Raw genomic sequence first — 21,022 nt, forward strand, 5'->3', positions numbered from 1 at the left:
GAGCCCGCATCATGCCGATCGCTGTTCAGGTCGTGCGCGCGAGGCCGAGAAGCTGGGCGGTGTCCTTGACCATGATCTTGAGGTGGGCGAGCGGGTCACGGCGGACCAGCTTCTTGTTCAGATAGCCCTCCCAGGTCAGGCGCTGCACGTCCGGGTCGGCGCACATGGTCACGAATTTCTCGCGCCGCTTGTCGGAAGCATACCAGAAGTACTGCATCATGCCGAGGATGAAGAAGACCTTTCCGTGCTCCTTCATGAAGCGCTTGCGGGCCGTTGCCAGCGCGCCGGCGCGGCCGGTGGCGATCGCCTCGAGCGCGGCGTCGGCGCACAGGCGGCCGGTCAGCATGGCGTAATAGATGCCTTCGCCCGAGGAGGGCGCGACGACACCGGCCGCATCGCCGGCGAGCACCACGTTGTGGCCATTGTCCCAGCGGCGCATCGGCTTGAGCGGCAGCGGGGCGCCTTCCTCGCGCACGGTCTCGCAATCGGCCAGTCCGGAAGCTTCACGCAGCGCGCGCGTCGCCTCCCTGAGCGAATGGCCCTTGACGGCCGAGCCGGTGCCCACCGAGGTGTGTTCGCCATGGGGGAAGACCCAGCCGTAGAAATCGGGCGAAATGCGGCCGTCATAGATCACGTCGCAGCGGTCGGCGCGGAACCGGGCGGGGTCGGCGCCCTGCGGCGATTTGACGATCTCGTGATAGGCAAAAACGTATGGCGGCTGTTTGGCCTTGTCGAAGGCGGCGCGGCGCACGGCCGAATTGGCGCCGTCGGCGCCGATCACCATGCGCGCGGTCAGCCGGTGAGCATGTGTCTTGTCGGCCTTGTCGGCGACGGTCGCGGTCACCGTGCCGTCGGGGTTGTGTTCGAGACCCTTGAAGCTGCCGACAATGTATTCGGCGCCGGCCTGTCGCGCGCGTTCGCGCAGGAAGGGGTCGAAGACGTCGCGGTCGACCATGCCGACATAGCCGATATTGCCGATCTGCATGTCGACGGTCTTGCCCGATGGCGCGATGATGCGCGCGGCATGGGCCTTGGCGACGAGTTGGTCCTGCGGAATGGCGAACTCGCCGATCGCCTTGGTCGGGATGGCGCCGCCGCAGGGCTTGATGCGGCCTTGCTTGTCGACAAGGACCACATCGTGGCCGGCCGCGGCCAGATCATGGGCCGCGGTGGCGCCGGCCGGACCGCCGCCGATGACGACGACGTCGTGGATATGCTCAGCGTTCGGTCGGGACATCAAGGCTTCCTCCCTATTCGGCCGGCTGCAGGGGCGCAGCGGCGGGCCGGTGCCGCACCCGGCCAGGCGTGGTTGCGGCGACGCCGATGCCGGCGGCGATCATCGCCGAGACAAGGAACAGCACGGCCTCGCCGGCGAACACCACGGCAAAGGACAGTGCCACATCGCCGGTCAGCCAGCGGGTGATGTCGATGGCGACGGTGCCGACAAAGCCGCCGAGGCCGAAGGCGATGGCCTGGGCGGCGCCCCACACACCCATGCGGATGCCTTCGCGCGATCTGGCGCCGGCGCCGGCCAGCGTCATCATGGTGCCGATGGCGGCGACGGCGAACACGCCATTGGCGACGCCCAGCGCGAAGACGTTGGCCTGAAGCGGCCAGGCCGGGGCGGCGCCCGCCGCAAGAGCCAGCAGCGCGAGCGCAACCCCCGAACCCAGGCACCCGGCGACGGTGAACAGTTTCAGAAGACCCGGCCGGCGCTTGGCGAACACGCTGCCGACGATGCCGACGAAGGCCATGCCCAGGAACACGCCGGCATGATGCATGCCGCCCAGGGCGGTCGATTCGCCGGGCGTGTGGCCGAACAGCAGGCCGGCGAAGGGTTCGAGGATGAGGTCCTGCGTCTGGTAGGCGAGCATGGAGACGAAGACGAACAGGGTGAAGGTGCGGGCCGTCGGGTCGTGCCAGACATCGGCGAGCGCTTCGCGGAAGGGCACGGATGGCGCGCCGGCCTCGGCCGGATCGCGGATCTCGCGGGTGCGCGCCTCGATGCCCCACACGCCCAGGGCGGCCAGGACGAAGGCGATGGTGCCGGAGATCGCCGTGATCGTGACCAGGCGCAGATGCGAATAGGGATCGAGAAACAGCGAGGAGACGATCGCGGTGACAACGATGCCGGCGATCATCATCATCCAGACGAGCGTGGCGGCGGCCGGCCGGCGGGCCGGCGCCGTGCGGCTTGCGAGCAGGGCGAGCAGCGAGGTGCCCGAGGCGCCGATGCCGAAGCCGATGAAGGTGAAGGCGATGAGCGCGGCGCCCATGCCGGCCCAGAAGCTGTGCTCGAACAGCAGCGTGGTGGCGGCGGCGGCGGTGCCGGAGACGGCGAGCAGGGCCAGCCCGCCAAGGATCCAGCGCGTGCGGCTCGCGCCGGTGTCAGAGGCATGACCCCACAGCGGCCGGCCGATCTGCACCGCATAGTGCAGCCCGACCAGAAGGCCGGGGATGACGGCGGCGAGTGCCAGTTCGACCACCATGACGCGGTTGAGCGTCGAGGTGGTCAGAACCACGATCGAGCCGAGCGCGGCCTGCACGAGGCCGAGCCTGACGATGGACAGCCATGTCAGGCCGGGCGGTTTCAGAGCGCTGATCTGGAACATGTGTGCGTCCTCACACTGGCGCCGTGGTGATCGCCCGTAGGGCGAAGGCGGTGATCATCATGCCGGTGACGTAAAGGCCCACGCCGATGGCGCTGTACCACACGGCCAGCCGGCGCGGCTCGCGCACAAAGCGCGTCATGCAGGCGATCTGGACGAACAGGAGGGCGGCCACCAGCCCGGCATGGACGGGCATGGACCAGGCCAGGAGCAGCGCGATCACAACGGCTTGCGGCGCGGCCATGACGAGGCAGGCGACCAGGGCCGCGCGCTTCGCGCCGAGCTGGACGGGCAGTGTCGCCACGCCCATGATGCGGTCGCCATCGATCGCCTTGAAATCGTTGAGCGTCATGATGCCGTGCGCGCCGATGCCGTAGAGCAGGGCGACGATCAGGATCGGACCGGGCGGCAGCGTGCCAAGGGCGGCGGCGGCCGCGGTCATCCAGGGCAGACTCTCATAGGAAAAGCCGACCGCGCCATTGCCCCACCAGCCGTTCAGCTTGAGCCGGAAGGGCGGCATTGAATACGCCCAGGCAAGGATCAGGCCGATGATCGCGGCGACCAGCACCCAGGGGCCGAGAAGCGCGGCGACGGCAAGCGAAAGGACCGTCCACAAAATGGCGATGTAAAGGCCCCAGCGGCCCGGCATGCGGCCCGAGGGGATCACCCGGTCGGGCTCGTTGATGGCGTCGACATGGCGGTCGAACCAGTCATTGATCGCCTGGCTGCCGCCGCAGATCAACGGGCCGGCGAGCACGATCCCGCCCAGAATGTAGGGCCAGCGCTCAGGGCCGATGGCGCCGACCGAGACCGCGCCGCAGGCATAGGCCCACATGGGCGGGAACCATGTGATCGGCTTGAGCAGCGCGAGCACCGCCGATGGGCCCGGCAATGCCGCCTGCCGCTTGGAGGCGGAATAGGCGTTCATGGCCGAAGGCTAGATTCGGCCGGCGGAAGTGTCAATCCAAATTGACAGTTCGAACTGTCAAAAATTATTGGCCATCAATTGCTCTCGCTGCCGAAATCCTCGAGCCCGTGGCGGCGCAGCTTGATGTAAAGGCTCTGGCGGGACAGGCCGAGCATGTCGGCGGCCGAGGCGCGGTTGTTGTCGGTCTGGCGCAGCGCCGCCTCGATGCACATCTTCTCGATGACGTCGACGGCCTCGCGGATGAGATCCTTGAGCGGCACGCGGCCGACCAGTTCGGCGAAATCGGACGATCCGTTCTGCGCGCCGGGCGTTGGCACGGCGAACTGGCCATCGCGGCGGCTGGCCTCGGTGATCAGAAGGCCGATCTGCTGGCCTTCGCCGCCGCCGGGCACGCGCGCGGCCGAAACGGCCACGGTGCGGGTGGTGCCGAGTTCGTCGCGGATGACAGTGGAGAACTGGCGCACCTGGCCCTCCTCGCGCACGCGCGAGAGCAGAACCTGAAGATCGACCGTCGATGCGCCGAGCCAGTTGTTGAGGTTGCGGTCGACGACGAGCGACTTGTTGAGCACGTGGATCAGGTCGAGGAACTGGTCATTGATCGCACGGATGCTGCCCTTGCGGTCGATGATGGCCAGCGGCTCGGGAAAGCTGTCCAGAAGCCCGGTGTCGGCCGAAGCCGGCACCTGCGCGTCGGTCTCCCCGGCGCGCAGCATGGTCAGCATGAGATTGCCGCGGCCGTTCTCGCGATAGGGTTCGACGATGCAGGCCAGCGCCTCGGAGCGGCCGGCGACGTGCAGCGTCACGTCCTTGCGCATGCCGCCATGGCGTGCCGCGCTCAGCGCGTCCGCAAGCGTGGCGCGATCCTCGCGGTAGACCAGTTGCTGCGCCGGGCGGCCGATGATCTTGTCGGGCTGCTGGTGCAGCATGTTGGCGCCGGTCATGTTGATGTCGATGATCGAATGGTCGTCGCCATCGACCACGACGATCGCCTGGGCGGCCTTGTGGAAGATCGTGCGATAGCGGCTCTCGGCCTCGCGAATCTTGCGGTACTCGGATTCCAGTTCGGCCTGGGTCCGCACCAGTTGCTGCTGGATCTCGGAGAGCTTGCGCATGTCCTCGCCGACGGCGAGGCGAAAGGGCATCTTGTCGATCGACACGACCATGTAGTCGACGGGCAGGTCGGGCAGGCCCTGTGCGGGATGGTTGACCTGGCGTCGGCGGGTGCTGCCCGCCCGGGCGGTTTCCTCGATCAGCGCGTCGATCTTGTCATGGCATTCGGGCGTGACGGTGTCGCGGAAGGGCTTGCCGATCCAGCCGTCGGGCTTGTAGCGCTGCAGTGCCGGGTCGCGATAGGCGACATCGAGCACCTTGCCCTCGGGCGACAGCAGAAGGCTGACATCGGCTCCGGCGGCGGCGAGGAACGCCGTCGTCTCCGCGTCTATATCGTCGAACAGGCGGATCGTTCGATGAAAGACGCGGTGATCGTTGCGCGGGACCGGGCGTTCCATGGCGCTCACGTGACGACAGCCGATGGTCTTGTCATCGCGCCCGGCGGCAGGGCGCCACCGGCGGCGATGCGCTGGTCGAGCATGGCCTGGGCCACGGCGAGCGCGCCATAGGTGCTGTCGCAAATGCAATCGACGCCGAGGCGAACCATCCAGCCGCTGTTGTCGCGGCTGGCCAGCCCGCCGGCGATCACGGCGGGGCGCATGCGGGCGGGCAGTTTCTCGATCGCCTCGATCGCCGAGGCGGCGATGTCGGTCAGCGCGGCGGTCGACCAGGACAGGCAGACGATGTCGAACCGGCCCGCCGTAATGCGCGCGACCAGTTCGCCTTCATCGGCCGGACAGAACAGATCGGTCGACCAGCCGCGGGCGCGGAACAGTTCCTCGACGATGCACTGGCCGAAATGATGCTCCTCGCCGGGCGGCACGGTGATCAGCGCGCTGCCGCGGCTCAGCGGCGCCCATTGGGCCGCATTGGCCAGCATCAGCTTGCGCAGCACGACCTGAAGCCGGCCCATGGCGATGGTGATGTCCAGAAAGCTGCGCGAATCATCGCACCAGTCATCGCCCAGCGCACGTGCGACGGCTTCAAGGAAGGCCAGCTTGACCGGCATGGCCGCCGGATTGCGCATCAGGGCCTGGTGCGGCGCCGCGCCGGCCCCGCCTGGCGGGGCGGGCGGACTGCCGGCGTCATAGAGCGCGCGCTTGAAGCGGCCGACAGACTCGGGAGTTGCCAGATCGTCCATATGCAAATCGTCGTCATCCGCCGTCAGGCGCTGCTTGGCCTTGCCAAAGACATGGGTGCGGATGATGGTGTGAAGAAGGTGGGTACGCTGAACATCGAACGCCGCCTGCCGGACCCCCGCGGATTTGTCAACTGCATCGGCGGCTGCATCGGCGGCCATGCCGGCCTTTGCGTCGGCGGCCATGCCGGCCTTCACGGTCGGCGGCGCGCAAGGCTCGGCCAGAGCAAGCGCACGCGCCCCGACCGCGGCCGATTCCCGCGCCAGCATTCCGACGGTCTTGGGCTGGTCCGTCATGACACATGCCGCGCCGTAGCGCGTTCCCGATCGCAAATGGCCCTCGGCTTCTGCGAGTCGATGGACCAAGGCCTGTTGTGCACCGGAACCGCGGTCCCGGCATAGCGGCCGGCGCGCGGGCCGTTGCCCGTGCATCCGGCACCCGACTTGAACGAGGATGGAACAGTGAGCCGGCATTGTAAACAAAAATAAACGTCAATTAAAGTTGACACTCCTTCCGGGCCGGGTTTAGATTTCCCCGAAAGTGCATCAGGGAGGAGGCCCTAAGCGCCGACATGACCAAAAGGTCCGTGCACATCACCGGTTCCAGGCAAGCGGCCACGGGCAGTGGCCATCGGCTTCCGCTCTATACGGCCGAAGAGCGGGCGCGCCGCGATGCAACGCCGTGGACGCTGGTCCAGGGCATTCTCGCGCCCGTGCAGTTCCTGGTCTTCGCGGTCAGCCTGGCGCTGATCGTGCGCTATCTGTGGACGGGGCAGGGCCTTTTCGCCGCCGACATCTCGATCGTCGTCAAGACCCTGGTGCTCTATACGATCATGGTCACCGGCGCGATCTGGGAGAAGGTCGTGTTCGGGCGCTATCTGTTCGCGCCGGCCTTCTTCTGGGAAGACGTGTTTTCGATGGCCGTGCTGGCCCTGCACACGGCCTATCTGGTGGCGTCGCTGGGCAATCTGCTGGCCCCGGTGCCGCTGATGGTTCTGGCGCTTGCCGCCTATGGCGCCTACATCGTCAACGCCGCCCAGTTTGTGTGGAAGCTGCGGTTGGCGCGGCTGAGCGCGCCCGCCGAACCCGGCCCGATGGCCGCCGGAGCGGCGTCATGAACCGTCACGTTCCGCCCCATGTCGCCGCCGCCGAACGCCGCGAGGCCGAAGGCGCCTCCCTTGGCTGCAATGACGTCGTGCCGATCAAGCAGCGCGGCCAGCATGAAGTGTTCTGCGGGCTGACCTCGATCATCTGGCTGCACCGCAAGGTGCAGGACGCCTTTTTCCTGATCGTCGGCTCGCGCACCTGCGCGCATCTGATGCAGTCGGCCGCCGGCGTGATGATCTTTTCCGAACCGCGCTTCGGCACGGCGATCATCGACGATCGCGACCTTTCGGGCATGGCCGACATGAACGAGGAGCTCGACAAGGTGGTCGAGCGGCTGATCGCGCGGCGGCCCGACATCCGCATGCTGGTGCTGGTCGGCTCGTGCCCTTCGGAGGTCATCAAGCTCGACCTGCCGCGTGCGGCGATGAAGCTGAACGCACGCATGGCGCCCGATGTCCGCGTCATCTCCTATTCGGGTTCGGGCATCGAGACGACGTTCACGCAAGGCGAGGACAATTTCCTGCAAGCGGTCGTCGCCGACACGCCGAAAGCGGCGGCCGATGCGCCCGCCCAACTCGTCATCGCCGGATGTCTGGCCGATGTCATCGAGGACCAGTTCACGCGGCTGTTCGCGGCGATGGGCATCGACAATGTGCATTTCCTGCCGGCGCGGCGTGCGGACGGCGTGCCGCCGATCGGCCCGAACACCGCCGTGCTGATGGCCCAGCCCTATCTGACCGAGACCGCCAAGATGCTTGCCAAGAAAGGGGCGACGGTGCTGACCGCGCCGTTCCCGCTCGGCGAAGAGGGCACGACCAGGTGGCTCAAGACGGCCGCGGACCATTTCGGTGTGTCCGCCGACCGGTTCGAGGAGGTCACGGGCCCGGGCCGCGCGCGCGCCAGAAAGGGCGTGTCGCTCTATCTGGACCGGCTCGCCGGCCGTCGCGTCTTCTTCTTCCCCGACAGCCAGATGGAGCCCTCGCTCGCCCGCTTCCTGTCGCGCGAGGCGGGCGCGGACATCATCGAGGTCGGAACGCCCTTCCTGAACAAGGCCCACATGGCGCCCGACCTGGCACTGCTGCCCTCGACGGTGCGGCTCGCCGAGGGCCAGGACGTCGATAAGCAGATCGACCGCTGCCGCGCCGACGATCCCGACTTGATCATCTGTGGCATGGGGCTGGGCAATCCGTTCGAGGCCGAGGGCCGGACGACGAAGTGGTCGATCGAATTCGCCTTCACGCCGATCCAGGGTTTCGATCAGGCCGGCGATCTCGCCGAACTGTTCGCGCGGCCCCTGGGCCGGCGCGATGTGCTTGCGGTGGAGGTCTGAGATGCAGCTTACGGTCTGGACCTATGAAGGACCGCCGCATGTGGGCGCGATGCGCGTGGCGACCGGCATGGAAGGGTTGCACTATGTGCTGCACGCGCCGCAGGGCGACACCTATGCCGACCTGTTGTTCACCATGATCGAACGGCGCAAGAAGCGCCCGCCGGTCACCTACACAACCTTTCAGGCGCGCGATCTGGGCTCGGACACGGCCGAGATCTTCAAGACCGCGTGTCATGACGCGGTCGAGCGATTCGATCCGCAGGCGATCATCGTCGGCGCCTCATGCACCGCCGAACTGATCCAGGACGATCCGGGCGGGCTTGCCAAGACGCTCGGGCTCGACGTGCCGGTCATTGCGCTGGAGCTGCCCTCCTATCAGAAGAAGGAGAACTGGGGCGCCGCCGAGACCTTCTTCCAACTGGTGCGCGGCCTTGCCGGCGGGCGCACGCCCCGGCCAAAGCCCGAAGGCGCGCCGAAAAGCGCCAACATTCTGGGCCCGACCGCGCTCGGCTTCCGCCATCGCGACGACATCGTCGAGATCCGCAGGATCCTCGACGCCCTCGGTGTCGAGGTGAACGTCATCGCGCCGATGGGCGCCACGCCGCTCGACCTGACGCGGCTGCCCGATGCGGACTTCAACATCTCGCTTTATCCCGAGGTCTCCGGCCCGGCGGCGCAATGGCTCAAGCGCACCTTCGGCCAGCCGATCGTGGCGACGACGCCCTATGGCGTGGGCGCGACGAAGGCCTTCGTGCGCGAGATCGCCGATCTGGTCGGCACCGATCCCGAGCCGGTGATCGAAGCGGCCGACGAGCGCCTGTCCTGGTATTCGCGCTCGATCGATTCGAACTATCTGACGGGAAAGCGCGTCTTCATCTTCGGCGATGCGACCCATGCCATGGCGGCCGCGCGCGTGGCGTCCGAGGAGCTCGGCTACAAGGTGTGCGGGCTCGGCACCTACAGCCGCGAGTTCGCCCGCGACGTGCGCGCCGCGGCCAAGCAGTACGACGTCGAGGCGCTGATCACCGACGATCATCTCGAGGTCGAGGATGCGATCGTCGCGGCTGCGCCCGAACTGGTGCTGGGCACGCAGATGGAACGCCATTGCGCCAAGAAGCTGCGCATTCCCTGCGCGGTCATTTCCTCGCCGGTCCATGTGCAGGACTTTCCGGCCCGCTACTCGCCCGTGATGGGCTTTGAGGGTGCCAATGTCCTGTTCGACACATTCGTGCACCCGCTGATGATGGGGCTCGAGGAGCATCTGCTCGGCATGTTCCGGGAAGACTTCGAGTTCAACGACGATGCCCAGGCTTCGCATTTGGCAGCATTGCACGGGCACACGACTTATGAGACCATCAAAACACCCGAAGCCCAGACCGCGCCTGATGATAATACGCAGGATGTAGTGGCGATTGGCAGTGAGGCGGCGAGCTTCGGGTCCCTTTCCTGGACAGACGACGCCGAAAAAGAGCTCAAGAAGATCCCCTTCTTCGTGCGCGGCAAGGCCAAGCGGAACACCGAACGGTTCGCGACCGAGACCGGCGTGAACCCGATCACGATCGAGACTCTCTATGATGCAAAAGCCCATTTCGCCCGATGAGGTGAAGCGGGCGGCCGCATCGCCGTCCGCGACGCCGGTCCGCGTCACCATCATCACCCTGGACGGCCACATGGCCTCCACCGTCGAGCGCGCCCGCGCGATCCTGAAATCGGAACTGCCGGGCCTGTCGCTGAGCCTGCATGCGGTGACCGAATGGGCGGGCGACGCCGAGGCGATGGAGCGGGCGCGCGAGGACGTCGCCAGCGCCGACATCGTCATCGCCAACATGGTCTTCCTCGAGGAGCACATCAAAATCATCCAGCCCTGGCTGGAGGAGGTGCGCGAGCGCAACGATGCCACGGTGGGCACGCTGTCGGCGGCCGAGATCGTCAAGCTGACCCGGCTGGGCGAATTCAACATGGCCAATCCGACCGGCGGGATGATCGGCCTTCTCAAGCGCCTGCGCGGCAAGAAGTCCAAGTCCGGCTCGGCCGGCGCCGGGCAGATGAAGCTGCTGCGGCAGATCCCGAAGTTCCTGAAGTTCATTCCGGGCAAGGCGCAGGACGTGCGCGCCTACTTCCTGACCATGCAATACATGCTGGCCGGCTCGGACGACAATGTCGTCAATCTGGTCCGGTTCCTGATCGCGCGCTACGCCAAGGGGCCGCGCGAGGTGCTGCGCACGATCGTCCGGCCCGAGGATCCGGCAGTCTATCCCGATGTCGGGCTGTATCATCCCGGCCTGCGCGGCCGCGTCACCGACGATCTTGGCACCTATGAGCGCGCAGCGGGCAAGGGCGGGGAGGCCGGCACGGTCGGGCTCCTGGTGATGCGCTCCTATGTGCTCGCCGACAACACCGCTCACTACGAGGGCGTGATCGAATCGCTTGCCGCGCGCGGGCTCAAGGTCGTGACCGCGTTCGCCTCCGGGCTCGACGCGCGGCCGGCGGTCGAGCGGTTCTTCATGAAGGACGGCCGCGCCAATGTCGACGCGGTGGTCTCGCTGACCGGTTTCTCGCTGGTGGGCGGGCCGGCCTATAACGATGCGGCGGCGGCCGAAGAGCTGCTTGCGCGGCTCGACGTGCCCTATGTCTCGGCCTTTGCCAGCGAGTTCCAGAGCCTGCAGCAATGGGGCCGGGGCGAGCAGGGGCTGACGCCGGTCGAGGCGACCATCATGGTCTCGCTGCCCGAGATCGACGGGGCGACCGGGCCGATCCTTTACGGCGGGCGCGATGACGGCTCGGGGCCGTGCGCCGGCTGCACGCGCCGTTGCACCTTCGATACCGGCGTCAACGGTCGGGACATGCAGTCCTGCCCCGAACGTGCCGAGATGCTGGCGAGCCGGGTGGGCAGGATCGTCGCCTTGCGCCGCCGCGAGAAGGCCGACCGCAAGGTCGCCGCCATCATCTACAACTTCCCGCCCAATGGCGGGGCGACCGGCACGGCGGCCTATCTGTCCGTCTTCCGCTCGCTGCACAACACGCTCAAGGCGATGAAGGCCGAGGGCTATAGGGTCGAGGTGCCCGATAGCGCCGATGCGCTGCGCGAGATGATCCTTTCGGGCAATGCCGACAGCCACGGCACGCCGGCCAATGTCGCCGCCAGGATCGACGCCGACACCCATGTGCGGCGCGAGCCCTGGCTCGCCGAGATCGAGGCGCAATGGGGTCCGGCGCCGGGCCGCCAGCAGACCGATGGCCGCAACATCTTCGTGATGGGCCATCACTTCGGCAATGTGTTCGTCGGCGTGCAGCCTTCCTTCGGCTATGAAGGCGATCCGATGCGGCTGCTGTTCGAAAAGGGGTTCGCGCCCACGCACGCATTCGCCGCCTTCTACCGCTATCTTAAGGACGATTTCGGCGCCGATGCGGTGCTGCATTTCGGCACCCATGGCGCGCTCGAATTCATGCCGGGCAAGCATGCCGGCCTTTCCGGCGATTGCTGGCCGGACCGGCTGATCGGCGATCTGCCGAACTATTATCTTTACGCGGCCAACAACCCCTCCGAGGGCGCGATCGCCCGGCGCCGCTCGGCGGCGACGCTGATCAGCCATCTGACGCCGCCGGTCGCCAATGCCGGCCTGTACAAGGGTCTGGCCGACCTGAAATCCACCGTCGACCGCTGGCGCGGGCTCGAGCCGCAGGCGGTGAGCGAGCGCAAGGAACTGGCCGTCGCCATTCGCGAGCAGGCCGTCGCGCTCGATCTTGTGGCCGAGGATGCGCGGTGGGCCGATGGCGGCCATGATGAAATTCCTCGCCTGATCAAGGAATTGGCCGAGTTTGAAGAGACTTTGATTCCGCATGGGCTGCATGTGGTGGGCGAGCCGGTCTCCGATGACGAGCGCCATGACCTGCTCGAAGCGGTCAATGTCGCCATGGGCGAGAACGGCATCGGCGCGATGACCATCGGTGCCGCGCTCGAGACCTACCAGAAGCAGGGCGAGCGCGCGCCGCAGGGCGTGCAGACGCTGGCCCGCCTCGATCACGATCTGCGCCAGGACCACGAACTGCCGGCGCTGATGCACGCGCTCGATGGCGGCTATATCCGGCCCGTATCGGGCGGCGACATCGTGCGTTCGCCCGCGATCGTGCCGACGGGGCGCAACCTGCACGGGTTCGACCCGTTCCGGCTGCCCAGCGCCTTCGCCGTGCAGGACGGGCGCAAGCAGGCCGATCTTCTGATCGCGCGCTTTGCCGCCGACAATGGCGGGGAACTGCCCAGATCGGTCGCCATGGTGCTGTGGGGCACCGACAACCTGAAATCCGAGGGCGCGCCGATCGCCCAGGCGATGGCGCTGATCGGCGCGGTGCCGCGGTTCGACGGCTTCGGCCGGCTCGCGGGCGCCGATCTGTTGTCGCTCGAGGAGCTGGGCCGGCCGCGCATCGACGTGGTGATGACGCTGTCGGGCATTTTCCGCGACCTGATGCCGTTGCAGACCAGGCTGCTTGCCGACGCCGCGCTGCAGGCGGCACAGGCCGACGAGCCGCTCGACCAGAACCCGATCCGGGCGCATGCGCTGGCCTATGCCGAGGACAATGGCTGCGATTTCGAAGCCGCCGCGCTGCGTGTGTTCTCCAATGCCGCCGGCGCGTACGGCTCGAACGTCAACCTGCTGATCGACTCCGGTGCCTGGGACGAGGAAGACGAGATCGCCGACACCTATACGCGGCGCAAGAGCTTCGCCTATGGCGTCGACGGCCAGCCGGTGCAGCATGTCGAGGTGCTGTCGGCGGCGCTCAAGAACGTCGATGCGGCCTATCAGAACATCGAGTCGGTCGAACTGGGCATCACCACCATCGACCACTATTTCGACACGCTGGGCGGCATCTCGCGGGCGATCAAGAAGTCCGGCGGGCGCGATGCGCAGGTCTATGTGGGCGACCAGACCTCGGGCAAGGGCAAGGTGCGCACGCTCGACGAGCAGGTGGCGCTGGAGACCCGTACACGCACGCTCAACCCGAAATTCTACGAGGCGCTGCTCGAGCACGGCTATGAGGGCGTGCGCCAGATCGAAAGCCAGGTCACCAACACGCTGGGCTGGTCGGCGACCACCGGCAAGGTGCAGCCCTGGGTCTACAAGAACATCGCCGAAACCTTCGTGCTTGACGCCGAGATGCGCAAGCGGCTGGCCGATCTCAACCCCAAGGCGAGCGCCAAACTCGCCGGCCGGCTGATCGAAGCGACCGAACGGGCCTATTGGCAGCCCGACGAGAAAACCTGGGAGGCCCTGTGCGCGGCCAGCGAGGAGCTGGAGGACCGCGTCGAGGGCATAAATGTTGGAGTGGCCGCATGAACGTCTTCACCCATCCGAAGACCGCCGAACGGGACGCGCGCAAGCTGGCCAAGGCGGCTGGCAGGGCCGACAAGGGCGAGGACGGAGAAGGCTCCGTCCAGGTCCATCTCGACCCGTCCATGGAGATCGAGGGCGCCAAGGTGTTCGCCGTGTACGGCAAGGGCGGCATCGGCAAGTCGACGACATCGTCGAACCTGTCGGTGGCCTTTTCCAAACTTGGAAAGCGCGTGCTGCAGATCGGCTGCGACCCCAAGCACGATTCCACCTTCACGCTGACCAAGAGCCTGATCCCGACGGTGATCGACATCCTCGAGGAGGTCGATTTCCACCCCGAGGAACTGCGCCCGGAGGACTTCGTGTTCGACGGCTATAACGGGGTGCAGTGCGTGGAGGCGGGCGGTCCGCCCGCCGGCACCGGCTGCGGCGGCTATGTCGTGGGCCAGACGGTCAAGCTGTTGAAGGAACATCACCTTCTCGAGGATACCGACGTCGTCATCTTCGACGTGCTCGGCGATGTCGTATGCGGCGGCTTCGCCTCGCCGCTTCAGCACGCCGAACGGGCACTTGTCGTGGCCGCCAACGATTTCGATTCGATCTTCGCGATGAACCGGATCGTCGCCGCCATCAAGGCGAAATCGAAGAACTACGACGTGCGCCTTGGCGGGGTGATCGCCAACCGCTCGCGCGAGACCGACCAGATCGACCGCTTCAACGAGGCGATCGGCCTGAAGCGGCTCGCCCACATTCCCGACAGCGACGAGGTGCGCAAGTCGCGCCTGAAGAAGTCGACGCTGTTCGAACTGGGCGATCATCCCGAGATCGTCGCCATCCAGAACGAGTATCTGCAGCTGGCCGAACAGCTGTGGGCGGGCACGGACGAGCTCAAGGCCGAACCGATGAAGGACCGGGACATCTTCGATTTCCTGGGGTTCGAATGAGATGACGACGGCGGACGTCCATAGCGGCACATACGCCAAGCGGCGCGGCGAGCTCGAGGTCTATTTCGACCGCACCGCCGTCGATGGCTGGAAGAAGCTCGTCACCGAGGAAAAGGTCAGCCGGATCCGGCAGACGGTGCGCGAGGGGCGCGCGCAGATGCGCGCCACGCTGCTGTCCTATCTGCCTGGCGACCTGTCGGGCTGGCGCGTCTTCGATGCCGGATGCGGGTCGGGCGTGATGAGCTTCGAGCTGGCCCGGCGCGGTGCCGAGGTGCTCGGTGTCGACCTGTCGCCGCAGATGATCGGGTTTGCGCGCGGCCGGCTCGCCGAGATCGAGCGCAGCGAACCGCTGCCCGGCCGCGTCACCTTCGCGGCCGGCGACATGCTGGGCGCGGCGCAAGGGCGGTTCGATGCCGTCGTCGCCATGGATTCGCTCATTCACTACCGGCCCGCCGATGCGGCCGACGCGCTGGCCGCGCTCGCCGCGCGCACCGGCCGGACGATGGTATTCACCCTGGCGCCGCGCACGCCGCTGCTGGCGGCGATGCATGCGGTCGGCCAGATGTTTCCGCGCGGCGACCGGTCGCCGGGTATCGAGCCGGTGCGGCCCGAACGGCTGACCGATGCGCTGCTCGGCCGGCACGACATGGCCGGCTGGCGCGCCGGACGGACCGGGCGGATCGCGCGCGGCTTTTACATCTCCCAGGCCATGGAGGTGATGTGCTGATGGCGTTCGGAGGCGTTCATTACCCGCGCAAGAAGCGTTCCATGGCCGCCATGTGGCAGAATGTCGGCCCGCGCTGGCTGCCGTTCGCCGATGTGGCAACCGAGGACCTGCCGCTGGGGCGCCTGCTGCGCCTGACACTGTTCCAGATCTCGGTCGGCATGGCGACGGTGCTTCTGACGGGCACATTGAACCGCGTCATGATCGTCGAACTGGGCGTGCCGACCAGCCTGGTGGCGGCGATGATCGCCATTCCGGTGCTGGCCGCCCCGTTCCGCGTGCTGATCGGCTATCGCTCCGACACCTACCGGTCGCTGCTGGGCTGGCGGCGCGTGCCCTATATCTGGCTGGGCTCGATGCTGCAGTTCGGCGGCCTTGCCATCATGCCCTTCGCGCTGCTCCTTTTGCAGTCGCAGACCACCGGGCCCGAATGGGCCGGACCGGTGGGAGCCGCTCTGGCCTTCCTGCTGACCGGTATCGGCATGCACATGACCCAGACCGCCGGTCTGGCGCTGGCGACCGATCTGGCCGCCCCGGAGAACCGGCCGCGCGTGGTCGCGCTCGCCTATGTCATGTTGCTGGTCGGCATGATCGTCAGCGCGCTCGCCTTCGGCTGGCTGCTCGCCGGGTTCGATCCGCTCGTCCTGATCAAGGTCGTGCAGGGCGCGGCCGTCGCCACCGTCGTCATCAACCTGATCGCCCTTTGGAAGCAGGAGCCGCGCAATGCCGAACTGACCCGGCACGACCGGCAGGTGCCGAGCTTCAGGGAAGCGTTCACCGGTTACTGCAAGGATCGACGCACCGTGCGCCTTCTGATTGCCGTGGCGCTGGGCGCGGCCGGCTTTTCCATGCAGGACGTCCTGCTGGAACCCTATGGCGGCGAAGTGCTGGGCCTTTCGGTCTCGGCGACGACGGTGCTGACCGCGATCTGGGCGGGCGGCACGCTGGTCGGCTTCGCGCTCGCCGGACACTGGCTGGCCAGGGGCCGCAACATGTACCGGCTCGCCGGGCTGGGCGCCCTGATCGGCGTGTTCGCCTTTTCCGCCGTGGTCTTCGCCGAGCCGCTGTCGTCGCCGAACCTGTTCCGCTTCGGCACGGCGCTGATCGGCCTTGGCGGCGGCCTGTTCGCCGTGTGCACCATGCTGGCGGCGATGGAGGTCTCGGACGCCACCGACAGCGGCATCGCCATCGGGGCCTGGGGCGCGGTGCAGGCAACCGCGCTTGGTGCCGGGCTGGCGCTGGGCGGCTTCATCCGCGACGGCGTCAACATGGCGGCCGAGGCCGGCATGTTCGGTGCGGCGATGACCGCGCCGGCGGCCGGCTATGCCGTCGTCTATCACATCGAAATCGGTTTGCTGTTCGCCTGTCTGATCGCGCTGGGGCCGCTTGTCGGCCGGGCGTGGAAGCAGGACGACGGCAAGACACAATCCCGGAGGTTCGGCCTCGCCGAACTGCCCGGCTAGCGCGCAAGACCAGGAGATCCATCATGGTTGAACTGACCCAGGGATACGATGTCGGCCTGTTGACGTTCTACGTCTTCGTCGTCTTCTTCATCGGCCTCGTTATCCATCTGCAACGCGAAAGCCGCCGCGAAGGCTTCCCGCTCGAAGACGACGTCGGCAACAAGGACAAGACCTCCTGGCTGTTCACGCCCGAGCCCAAGACGTTCAACCTGCCCCATGGAATGGGCGATATCGCGGTCCCCAACGACAAGGGCGATCCCAATTCGGAGAACGTCAAGGGCCGGCAGGTCGCCAATTTCTCCGGCGCGCCGTGGCAGCCGACCGGCGACAATCCGATGCTCGACGGCATCGGTCCGGGCGCGTGGACCGAGCGTGCCGACGTGCCCGATCCCATGCATGACGGCACGGCCAAGATCGTGCCCATGCGCGTGCTCAAGGAAGCCTCGATCGCCACGCAGGACGTCGATCCGCGCGGGCTGCGTGTGGTCGGCTGCGACCTGATCGTCGCCGGGCGCGTCAAGGATGTCTGGGTCGACCGGATGGAGCATGCGATCCGCTATTACGAACTGGAGACCGAGATCGGCGAGGAGCCGCGCACCGTGCTCGTGCCGGCCAACATGGTCACGATCAAGACACCGCGCGACCGGGAGAAGGTGCTGTATGTGCACGCCATCACCGGCGAGCAGTTCACCCAGGTGCCGACCACCAAGAAGAAGACCGAGGTGACGCTGCTCGAGGAAGAGAAGATCATGGCCTATTACGGCGCAGGCCTTCTTTACGCCACCCCGGCCCGGCAGGAGGCCTGGTTCTGATGAGCGGGATGATCGCCACCGAATTCGACGAGAAGGCCAATGCGGGCCTTCCCGGGCCCTTGCCCGAAGGCGAGTACATCGTCTGGCAGGGGGCGCCGCAGGCCGGACCGCTTGCCCGCCATGCGCTCAAGACGCGGTGGATCGCGGGCTATTTCGGTGTCCTGCTCGCCTGGCTGGTCGTCACCGGCATCTACTACGAGCGGGCGATGGACGACATCGTCATCTCGCTTGCCATCGTCGGCGCCGCCGGCGGCGCCATACTCGGCATGGCCCGCTGGTATGCCTGGGGCGTTGCCCGCACGACGGTCTACACGATCACCACGCGGCGCATCGTCATGAAGTTCGGCATCGCCCTGCCCAAGGCATTCAACCTTCCCTATGCCGAGATCGAAGCGGTTGACGTGCGCGAGCGCGGCGGCGGCCTTGGCGACATCGCCCTGCGCTTCAAGCCGGACGTGCGCCTAGCCTGGCTGATCTTCTGGCCGCATGTGCGCGGGCTGCGCATGGCGCGCACGGAGCCGCAGCTGGTGTGCATTCAAGATGTCGGCGAAGTGGCCGACCTGCTGGCCCGGCAATTGCACGCCCATGTCGCGCGCACCCATGATGTCGAGCAGGTGCTTGAGGGCAAGCCGGACGACGACGCGGTCGTTCCCTTCCCGCAGGCAGCAGAATAGGAGGACGCAATGAGCGACGTGCCAGCCGATCACGACCATCACCCCCACCATGGCGGCGGCCGGGTCAAGTGGTTTCCGCTGGTGCTTTGCCTGGGCATGGTTGTCTTCACTGTGTTCGTGGTGGCTCTGGGACAAGCGACCGGGGTCGGCACCTACAAGACCGGTGCGAGCCGCTTTGCCGTGCTGGGCACGGTCGATGTCGACCGGCTCGCCGACGGCACGATCGAGGTGCGGATGTCTTCGACGAAAGACGTGGTGGCTTCCTACTCTCCGGGACGCCAACAATTCCTTGCCGGCGCGCTGCGCTCGCTCAACCGCATGCGCGGCGCTCCGGCCGATGCGGCGGGCCGCACCTACGACGTCTTGCGCGTGGGTGGCGGTGCGGTCTTCCTCGAAGACGTGGAGACCGGCGACCGCATCAGTCTGAATGCGTTCAACCGCGCCACCTCGATCGCGCTAGCGACGAGCGTGGCCGCGGCCAATGGAGGAGAGCAATGAACCTTGCCCGACTGATCGGACGCACGCGCGAACAGGTGGCGTGCACGGTCGAGATCAACAACACCTTCGAACAGCTCGGCGCGCATGTGCGCTTCGAAGGCGGGGTGACCGTCGAACCCGGAGACGAGGTGCTCGTGCACGGCGCGCCGGTGTCGGTGCCCTATGGCGAATGCGCGACCTTCGAGCGGACGGCCACCATCACCCGCGCCAGCGCGGTCGAGCGCGCCTGGACGCGCGCAACCGGCGATTTCGAATTCATGGAGCTGTGCGAGTTCAGCTTCTCCGAGGAGGCAGCCCTATGAACACCCATGTCGACACACCCGTTTCCGGCCGGAAGACCGCCGCACCGCTCGACGCGCAGAACGAGACCACCCGCATGGCGCATGAGACGACCATGCTCAATCCGCGCTTTTACACCACCGACTTCGACGAGATGGACCGCATCGACGTCTCGCCGGTGCGCGCCGAATGGGACGCGCTGATGGCCGAGATGCGCGCCGATCCCAACAAGGGACATTTCAAGCGCAACGAGGAATGGGACGACATCGACATCGAATCGCTGTCGCCCGAACTGCGCAAGGAGCTGATCGACTTCCTCGTCTCGTCGCTGACGGCCGAGTTCTCGGGCTGCGTGCTGTACAAGGAAATGAAGCGGCGGGGAACGAACAAGGAGATCTGCGAGTTGTTCGGCTATATGAGCCGCGATGAGAGCCGTCACGCGGGCTTCATCAACGACGCCCTCAAGGATTTCGACATCGGCGTCAATATGGGCTTTCTGGCCAAGTCCAAGAAGTACACCTATTTCCGGCCGAAGTTCATCTATTACGCGACCTATCTGTCCGAGAAGATCGGCTATGCGCGCTACATCACCATCTTCCGGCACCTGGAAAAGCATCCCGAAAAGCGTTTCCACCCGATCTTCAAGTGGTTCGAGCAGTGGTGCAATGACGAGTTCCGCCATGGCGAGGCGTTCTCGCTGCTCATGCGCACCGATCCCAAGCTGCTGGAAGGGCGCAACCGTCTGTGGATCAAGTTCTTCGTGCTCGCGGTGTTCGTGACCATGCATGTGCGCGACCATCAAAGACCGGCATTCCATGAGGCCCTCGGGGTCGACATAGACGACTATGACTGGAAGGTGTTCAACCTGACCACCGAGATCACCAAGCAGGTCTTTCCGGTGCTGCTCGATCTGGACAATCCGGCGCTCAGGCGTGGCTTCACCCGCATGGTCGAAATCAACAGCGCCATGGCCGCCGCCCATGCGCAGGGCGGCATTGCCGGGCGCGTCAAGAAGGGGTGGCACGGCGCGCGCGCGGCGCTCAACTTCGCCCGGCTGTACATGATCCCGGGCATTTCCAACGAGATCCCGGCCGACGGTCGGCTCGAGCCGGTCTGGTAGCGTCATGGTCCATGCGCTCGCCGCGGTCGTCTTCGCCGTTCTGGCCTGGTGGCTTTCCACCGGGGCGGTGATCGTGATCGCGCGGGTGCGGGTCGCCCACTGGCTGTATGTCGTCGGGCCGGCCGCCGCCCTTGGCATCGCCGGTCTGATCGTGCTGTTCGTGACGGCCGATGCCGTCTCGGCGGTCGCGGTCTATGGGGCGTTCGTGGCCGCGCTCGCCATCTGGGCGTTTCACGAGATCACCTTCCTGCTCGGCCATGTGGTCGGCCCGCGCCGCGAGCCGTGTCCGCCCGACGCGCAGGGAAAGGACCGGTTCCGGCTCGCATTCGCCGCCGTGCGCGACCATGAGCTGGCGCTGTTCGCGACGGCGGCCGTGCTGGTGGTGCTGTTTGCCGGTGCGACCAACCCGTTCGGCTGGCTGATCTTTGCGCTGATGTGGCTGATGCGGCTGATGACCAAGCTCAACGTGTTTCTGGGCGCGCCCAATGCGATCAGCGAAATCCTGCCGCGGCGCATGGACTATCTGACAAGCTATTTCCGCACCGATCGCGTGCATGCATTCTTCATCGTCTCGGTGGCGGCGATCACATGCCTTTTCACGGTCTGCGTCTATATGGCCGCCACCGCGGTTTCGCCGGGCATGATCGCCGGCTGGTCGCTGGTTGCCACATTCGCTTTTCTGGGGCTCGTCGAGCATCTGTTCCTGGTTCTGCCGATCCGGGATTCGGCACTTTGGGGTTGGGCCGTCGGACGCGGGGAAACCGCACGTTTCGCCGAGACGGACGCATCGAACACGAAAGACAAGAAGGCCGCTGCGCCGGCGCTGAGTTGACAAGGGGAACGCCAATGGATTTCGAGCGGCATTTCGAGAAGGCGCTGGCTGGCCTTCACGAGGCGGGCAATTATCGCGTCTTTGCCGAGCTGGAGCGCAAGCGCGGGGAATTTCCGCGCGCCACGCG

Annotated in this window: 19 protein-coding genes; 14 read left to right on the plus strand and 5 right to left on the minus strand. The window is 66.7% G+C overall.

What is annotated here, in order from left to right:
* Positions 1-25: 25 nt before the first annotated feature.
* The 5 genes from RBB34_RS13425 to RBB34_RS13445 form a co-directional block, all read right to left on the minus strand.
* Positions 26-1,237: a geranylgeranyl diphosphate reductase gene (locus RBB34_RS13425; protein WP_306119735.1), complete on the minus strand. Its 1,212-nt coding sequence runs from the start codon at positions 1,235-1,237 to the stop codon at positions 26-28.
* 13 nt (positions 1,238-1,250) lie between these two features.
* Positions 1,251-2,612, minus strand: coding sequence for a BCD family MFS transporter (locus tag RBB34_RS13430; RefSeq protein WP_306119736.1), 1,362 nt, complete (start codon positions 2,610-2,612; stop codon positions 1,251-1,253).
* A 10-nt stretch (positions 2,613-2,622) separates the two neighbouring features.
* Positions 2,623-3,537 carry a chlorophyll synthase ChlG gene (chlG, locus tag RBB34_RS13435; RefSeq protein WP_306119737.1) on the minus strand — a complete coding sequence of 305 codons (915 nt, stop codon included), beginning with the start codon at positions 3,535-3,537 and terminating at the stop codon, positions 2,623-2,625.
* 74 nt (positions 3,538-3,611) lie between these two features.
* Positions 3,612-5,045 carry a transcriptional regulator PpsR gene (gene ppsR / locus RBB34_RS13440; protein ID WP_306119738.1) on the minus strand — a complete coding sequence of 478 codons (1,434 nt, stop codon included), beginning with the start codon at positions 5,043-5,045 and terminating at the stop codon, positions 3,612-3,614.
* Positions 5,046-5,050: 5 nt separating this feature from the next.
* Positions 5,051-5,788, minus strand: coding sequence for a cobalamin-dependent protein (locus RBB34_RS13445; RefSeq protein WP_306119739.1), 738 nt, complete (start codon positions 5,786-5,788; stop codon positions 5,051-5,053).
* On the opposite strand from RBB34_RS13445, the gene RBB34_RS13450 reads away from it, so the two are divergent.
* The 14 genes from RBB34_RS13450 (at position 5,789) to puhE (ending at position 20,895) form a co-directional block, all read left to right on the plus strand.
* Complete coding sequence (locus RBB34_RS13450) at positions 5,789-6,187, plus strand: hypothetical protein (RefSeq protein ID WP_306119740.1); 399 nt, start codon at positions 5,789-5,791, stop codon at positions 6,185-6,187.
* A 170-nt stretch (positions 6,188-6,357) separates the two neighbouring features.
* Entirely contained in the window at positions 6,358-6,903 is a 546-nt protein-coding gene (bchF, locus tag RBB34_RS13455; protein WP_306119741.1) for a 2-vinyl bacteriochlorophyllide hydratase, read from the plus strand.
* Positions 6,900-8,222, plus strand: coding sequence for a ferredoxin:protochlorophyllide reductase (ATP-dependent) subunit N (locus RBB34_RS13460; protein WP_306119742.1), 1,323 nt, complete (start codon positions 6,900-6,902; stop codon positions 8,220-8,222). The genes bchF and RBB34_RS13460 overlap by 4 nt, the downstream gene beginning before the upstream one ends.
* A gap of 1 nt (position 8,223) precedes the next feature.
* Positions 8,224-9,822, plus strand: a complete 1,599-nt coding sequence (gene bchB, locus RBB34_RS13465; protein ID WP_306119743.1) for a ferredoxin:protochlorophyllide reductase (ATP-dependent) subunit B — start codon at positions 8,224-8,226, stop codon at positions 9,820-9,822.
* Positions 9,797-13,555, plus strand: a complete 3,759-nt coding sequence (locus RBB34_RS13470) for a magnesium chelatase subunit H (protein WP_306119758.1) — start codon at positions 9,797-9,799, stop codon at positions 13,553-13,555. The genes bchB and RBB34_RS13470 overlap by 26 nt, the downstream gene beginning before the upstream one ends.
* Positions 13,552-14,493: a ferredoxin:protochlorophyllide reductase (ATP-dependent) iron-sulfur ATP-binding protein gene (gene bchL / locus RBB34_RS13475; RefSeq protein ID WP_306119744.1), complete on the plus strand. Its 942-nt coding sequence runs from the start codon at positions 13,552-13,554 to the stop codon at positions 14,491-14,493. Before RBB34_RS13470 ends, bchL begins: the two co-directional genes overlap by 4 nt.
* A 1-nt stretch (position 14,494) precedes the next feature.
* Complete coding sequence (bchM, locus tag RBB34_RS13480; RefSeq protein ID WP_306119745.1) at positions 14,495-15,220, plus strand: magnesium protoporphyrin IX methyltransferase; 726 nt, start codon at positions 14,495-14,497, stop codon at positions 15,218-15,220.
* Positions 15,221-15,261: 41 nt separating this feature from the next.
* A complete protein-coding gene (locus RBB34_RS13485; RefSeq protein WP_306119759.1) occupies positions 15,262-16,680 on the plus strand; it encodes a BCD family MFS transporter in 1,419 nt (472 codons plus the stop codon).
* 23 nt (positions 16,681-16,703) lie between these two features.
* Positions 16,704-17,492 carry a photosynthetic reaction center subunit H gene (gene puhA, locus RBB34_RS13490; RefSeq protein WP_306119746.1) on the plus strand — a complete coding sequence of 263 codons (789 nt, stop codon included), beginning with the start codon at positions 16,704-16,706 and terminating at the stop codon, positions 17,490-17,492.
* The gene (gene puhB / locus RBB34_RS13495; RefSeq protein WP_306119747.1) at positions 17,492-18,166 is read left to right on the plus strand and encodes a photosynthetic complex putative assembly protein PuhB; all 675 of its coding nucleotides are present in this window, start codon (positions 17,492-17,494) and stop codon (positions 18,164-18,166) included. The genes puhA and puhB overlap by 1 nt, the downstream gene beginning before the upstream one ends.
* Before the next feature lie 9 nt (positions 18,167-18,175).
* The gene (puhC, locus tag RBB34_RS13500; RefSeq protein WP_306119748.1) at positions 18,176-18,664 is read left to right on the plus strand and encodes a photosynthetic complex assembly protein PuhC; all 489 of its coding nucleotides are present in this window, start codon (positions 18,176-18,178) and stop codon (positions 18,662-18,664) included.
* Complete coding sequence (locus RBB34_RS13505) at positions 18,661-18,966, plus strand: hypothetical protein (protein ID WP_306119749.1); 306 nt, start codon at positions 18,661-18,663, stop codon at positions 18,964-18,966. The genes puhC and RBB34_RS13505 overlap by 4 nt, the downstream gene beginning before the upstream one ends.
* Entirely contained in the window at positions 18,963-20,063 is a 1,101-nt protein-coding gene (gene acsF / locus RBB34_RS13510) for a magnesium-protoporphyrin IX monomethyl ester (oxidative) cyclase (protein ID WP_306119750.1), read from the plus strand. Before RBB34_RS13505 ends, acsF begins: the two co-directional genes overlap by 4 nt.
* 4 nt (positions 20,064-20,067) lie before the next feature.
* Entirely contained in the window at positions 20,068-20,895 is an 828-nt protein-coding gene (gene puhE, locus RBB34_RS13515) for a putative photosynthetic complex assembly protein PuhE (RefSeq protein WP_306119751.1), read from the plus strand.
* Positions 20,896-21,022: the final 127 nt, after the last annotated feature.

The sequence above is a fragment of the Roseitalea sp. MMSF_3546 genome, assembly GCF_030732865.1.
In the GTDB taxonomy this organism is placed as follows: domain Bacteria; phylum Pseudomonadota; class Alphaproteobacteria; order Rhizobiales; family Rhizobiaceae; genus Roseitalea.

Coding starts and splice junctions, on each gene's coding strand:
- chlG (WP_306119737.1), bottom strand. CDS start 3,537: ATGAACGCCTATTCCGCCTCCAAGCGGCAGGCGGCATTGCCGGGCCCA.
- bchL (WP_306119744.1), top strand. CDS start 13,552: ATGAACGTCTTCACCCATCCGAAGACCGCCGAACGGGACGCGCGCAAG.
- puhE (WP_306119751.1), top strand. CDS start 20,068: ATGGTCCATGCGCTCGCCGCGGTCGTCTTCGCCGTTCTGGCCTGGTGG.
- bchF (WP_306119741.1), top strand. CDS start 6,358: ATGACCAAAAGGTCCGTGCACATCACCGGTTCCAGGCAAGCGGCCACG.
- ppsR (WP_306119738.1), bottom strand. CDS start 5,045: ATGGAACGCCCGGTCCCGCGCAACGATCACCGCGTCTTTCATCGAACG.
- acsF (WP_306119750.1), top strand. CDS start 18,963: ATGAACACCCATGTCGACACACCCGTTTCCGGCCGGAAGACCGCCGCA.
- RBB34_RS13485 (WP_306119759.1), top strand. CDS start 15,262: ATGGCCGCCATGTGGCAGAATGTCGGCCCGCGCTGGCTGCCGTTCGCC.
- bchB (WP_306119743.1), top strand. CDS start 8,224: ATGCAGCTTACGGTCTGGACCTATGAAGGACCGCCGCATGTGGGCGCG.
- RBB34_RS13505 (WP_306119749.1), top strand. CDS start 18,661: ATGAACCTTGCCCGACTGATCGGACGCACGCGCGAACAGGTGGCGTGC.
- RBB34_RS13430 (WP_306119736.1), bottom strand. CDS start 2,612: ATGTTCCAGATCAGCGCTCTGAAACCGCCCGGCCTGACATGGCTGTCC.
- bchM (WP_306119745.1), top strand. CDS start 14,495: ATGACGACGGCGGACGTCCATAGCGGCACATACGCCAAGCGGCGCGGC.
- RBB34_RS13425 (WP_306119735.1), bottom strand. CDS start 1,237: ATGTCCCGACCGAACGCTGAGCATATCCACGACGTCGTCGTCATCGGC.
- puhB (WP_306119747.1), top strand. CDS start 17,492: ATGAGCGGGATGATCGCCACCGAATTCGACGAGAAGGCCAATGCGGGC.
- puhA (WP_306119746.1), top strand. CDS start 16,704: ATGGTTGAACTGACCCAGGGATACGATGTCGGCCTGTTGACGTTCTAC.
- puhC (WP_306119748.1), top strand. CDS start 18,176: ATGAGCGACGTGCCAGCCGATCACGACCATCACCCCCACCATGGCGGC.
- RBB34_RS13470 (WP_306119758.1), top strand. CDS start 9,797: ATGCAAAAGCCCATTTCGCCCGATGAGGTGAAGCGGGCGGCCGCATCG.
- RBB34_RS13460 (WP_306119742.1), top strand. CDS start 6,900: ATGAACCGTCACGTTCCGCCCCATGTCGCCGCCGCCGAACGCCGCGAG.
- RBB34_RS13445 (WP_306119739.1), bottom strand. CDS start 5,788: ATGGACGATCTGGCAACTCCCGAGTCTGTCGGCCGCTTCAAGCGCGCG.
- RBB34_RS13450 (WP_306119740.1), top strand. CDS start 5,789: ATGCAAATCGTCGTCATCCGCCGTCAGGCGCTGCTTGGCCTTGCCAAA.